We start from the raw sequence: 3311 nt of genomic DNA, 5'->3' as shown, positions 1-3311 counted from the left end.
CCTAGAGAACTAGGAAAGTGAATTGTAAGAAAACACAGGTATTTTCAAAAAATAAAACAGCACGAATATTTTGCACACACAGAATCACATTAAGCAATTAAGAGAAGATCACTTAACACAGATGACTCTGTGAGATATCGTTCTCTTCAGAGGTCTCTCCTTTTTGGGAATAATATAAGATATTTTATGCCTGAATCTTTAAGTCGATAATCGGTGTAGAGAATTTATGACTTGTTTTAGATGTGACGGTAAAGGCAAGTTCAAAAATGAATTTGGCATAATGGAAAAATGCGAGTCATGTCAAAAAAAGGAAATGACTTTTGAAAGCGTAGATAAGGAATCAGAAGAAGATTAGATTCTAAACTCTAGTCTAAAGGTAGTTTTCGATACTGCTCAGAGTGGTATTCTTTATTTGATTCAACGAATTTTTTTCTAAGATAGGAAATTGTTTTTTCAAAGATTTCTAATTTTTGTTCTTTTGTTATCATAATGTAATAGGCAGTTCATCATAAATAAAGGAGACATAAATCATTTAATTCTTTTTGTGCCTGAATTATCATAAACTAATCTTAAGATGGAAGTGGCAATCACAACCACAGCCTTTACAACATTTCATTCTTATACAATCTGAACAGCTTTTGCTATGAAAATAAGGCGGTGGAGAATACATGATTCTATTAGGTGTTCGTACTATGTAACTCTATTTTGTAAAAATTATCATTTCTTACTCAGATTCATCGTATTTTCTCTTACCACATGATTCACAAATCCAAAAAAAATCTCATAGTATTATCCATACGTTCTTCTAATTTTTTCATTATGTTATAACAATCAAAACAAATTTCTGTCTTCAATTTTTTATTGTTTTCACTGATTGTCCACGCTTATACTCATTGTAATAGCCAACACATGCATTAAGCTCTTTTAAGAATCCATTATTCTCAAAATCACTCTCTTTCAAATCATCCCAACATGTTAAAATATCCTGTTTCAATAATGCTAATGTTTTTTCTTGCATAATTAGACTAGGTTCTCTCTGATACATATCCATTGTTACCAAACACATCCGTCAGTTAATATGATTTGAGAGGTGGATTTCAAATGAAGTAAAATAGCAGTTCACATTATGAAAGATTTACTTTTTTTTATACTGTAGTCTAAAGATTTTCTATTCCTAAAACATCATAGTATGCACGTGGAATCATTTTTTGTGCCTTGAAAAATACATTATTTGCTGCAGTATCCAAAACATATGTTCTTGCCCAATCATCCTCACTCCTAATTGAACGTCCAAATCCCTGAAGTAATTTAGTTAAAGTTTGAGAAGTATACCATAAAGGGAATTTATCCATTTTTGCTCTTGTCCTTTTTTCTTTATAGTTTGGATATGGAACTTTGGCAATAATTTGAAATCGAGATAAATCATCTTTAAGATCAACGCCTTCCCACAATGATGACGAAAGTAATACCCCTGTAGGATCAGATGCGTGCTCTAAAATAATTTCATCCTGAGTTTTACCATCTTTGTTATAGCTGTGACAAATTCTAATTCGTCGAGTATTTTTTGGGGATAGATATCGCAGAATTTTTTGGCAACGCGGTATTGAAGATGTCAATATCAAACCACGTTCATCAGAATGCTCATCCATTATTTTGTCGATTGTTTTAATCACTTCAATCTCATCATCTTCTGTTGAACCATAGCTTAATCGCTTAATGTTTAAAAGATCAATTCGCCTATGTTCAATTGGAAAAGGGGATTTCGGAGTATCTATAAAGGCAACATCATCTTGTCTCAAACCCATATTTTCACAAAAACTAAATTTATCAATTGTTGCCGACATGAATATTTGATATTCAGTTGTAAAAAAGGAATTAGCGAAGGTGGAAACATCAATAGGCTTTACTGAGATAGTTCTAAAATTTCCATTTAAGTCCTGAACAGGATCGTTAACAACAAAGTTATTCTTGTTAGTAAGAATATCGATTTTAGCCTGAGCGGCTCTATCATATCTTCTCTCTAATCTTGTAACAGATTCGTAATCAGGCTCATTTTGATATGAGCTACTTTCTTTGATATCTTTGATTTTTTTGGCATATGCATATGAAATATCATCGATTAACTGAATCATAGAATCCAAGTCTGTGAAATCATATTTTTCAGAATTTAGATTACATTCTTCAACCTGACCTCCAAAAATGTCAAATCCAATAAACTGCATTATTTGGTCTTCTATCTTATGAGCCTCATCAAAGATAGACACTTTACGATTAAGATAATCTTCAAAGAGTTTTCTGTTGAATTTCATTATTTGAAAAAATGCATGATAGTTCCATAGAGAATGTTTTGATACTAATGCATCATATTTTTGCAGATAGTAATGGCAAGAGTTTGCCTCTTGAGTATGTTCATCAACTTGTTTTATAGTTGGTTTGAATTTACAAACTTCGATTATTTCTTTTCCATTTTTATTGATTCTTTCTTGACATTGTCCTTTATCACATGTTAATCCCCATCTCATGGCTCTTCTAGGATTATCCACTTTTTCAGATTCCATCATTTTTAGACATGGAAAATTTTGTTTCCCTTTGACAGGCTTAAGAAATGGGATGTCTTTGATGTATTGATCTTGAAGATGTTTTGATGCAGTGATGGTAAAAGAGCTATCAAAATATTGAGATACTGTAGCACCAACGAGAGATTTTCCCACTCCAGTTGGAGCACATAAAATAATTTTCTTGTAGCCTGATTTCAGTTTCTCTTCAATCTCAGAGAGGATCTCTTTTTGAATACCTCGAGGAGAAAATTGCTCAGGGAATTTTTCTAAAAGGGACAGGATTGAATCTGTTTTTCTTTATTATTAAAAGTATGAAGGTTCTAGTGTTATCAAGATTATGCAATGTAGTTTAATATCAGTAAGATCATAAAATATCATGGAGTTATTGGAAGATAAAATGAGAGTTTGGCTAGAAAGTGCCAAATTTGTCAAAGCGATTCCAGGTGTATATGTATTGTATAACAGAAACAAAGATGTCATATACATTGGAGAGAGTGATAATTTGGAAAAAACATTCACAAAATATGTAGATACTGGGTTTGAAGGTAATGAATGTAAACAAAAAACTTCATCATATCAGCGAGAATTTACAGATAAGCCAAAAGAGCGTCAAATGCAATTAATTGAGGAATTCAAAAAAGAGTCAGGCAAAATCCCTTCATGCAACACAGAGATAGCATTAGAGACTCATTAATACAAGCAGAAATACACAGAATTCCAAATCACCATACAAAAAATAATTTAAAATTGTAT

General features: G+C 31.7%; 4 protein-coding genes. 2 read left to right on the top strand and 2 right to left on the bottom strand.

Annotated features, from left to right (window positions below):
- Window positions 1–226: 226 nt before the first annotated feature.
- Window positions 227–355: a hypothetical protein gene (locus tag BG20_RS13735; RefSeq protein ID WP_256359079.1), complete on the top strand. Its 129-nt coding sequence runs from the start codon at window positions 227–229 to the stop codon at window positions 353–355.
- Between the two features lie 495 nt (window positions 356–850).
- Here the strand turns inward: BG20_RS13735 and BG20_RS01155 are convergent, their stop codons facing one another.
- Window positions 851–1051 carry a hypothetical protein gene (locus BG20_RS01155; RefSeq protein ID WP_010189817.1) on the bottom strand — a complete coding sequence of 67 codons (201 nt, stop codon included), beginning with the start codon at window positions 1049–1051 and terminating at the stop codon, window positions 851–853.
- A gap of 106 nt (window positions 1052–1157) precedes the next feature.
- Entirely contained in the window at window positions 1158–2840 is a 1683-nt protein-coding gene (locus tag BG20_RS01150) for a helicase C-terminal domain-containing protein (RefSeq protein WP_193352995.1), read from the bottom strand.
- Between the two features lie 94 nt (window positions 2841–2934).
- Here BG20_RS01150 and BG20_RS01145 point away from each other — a divergent pair, with 94 nt between their 5' ends.
- Window positions 2935–3252: a GIY-YIG nuclease family protein gene (locus BG20_RS01145; protein ID WP_007401684.1), complete on the top strand. Its 318-nt coding sequence runs from the start codon at window positions 2935–2937 to the stop codon at window positions 3250–3252.
- The last annotated feature ends 59 nt before the right edge of the window (window positions 3253–3311 follow it).

Source organism: Candidatus Nitrosarchaeum limnium BG20 (genome assembly GCF_000241145.1).
Classification (GTDB): domain Archaea; phylum Thermoproteota; class Nitrososphaeria; order Nitrososphaerales; family Nitrosopumilaceae; genus Nitrosarchaeum; species Nitrosarchaeum limnae.
This window is presented reverse-complemented; position numbering and strand designations above follow the sequence as displayed.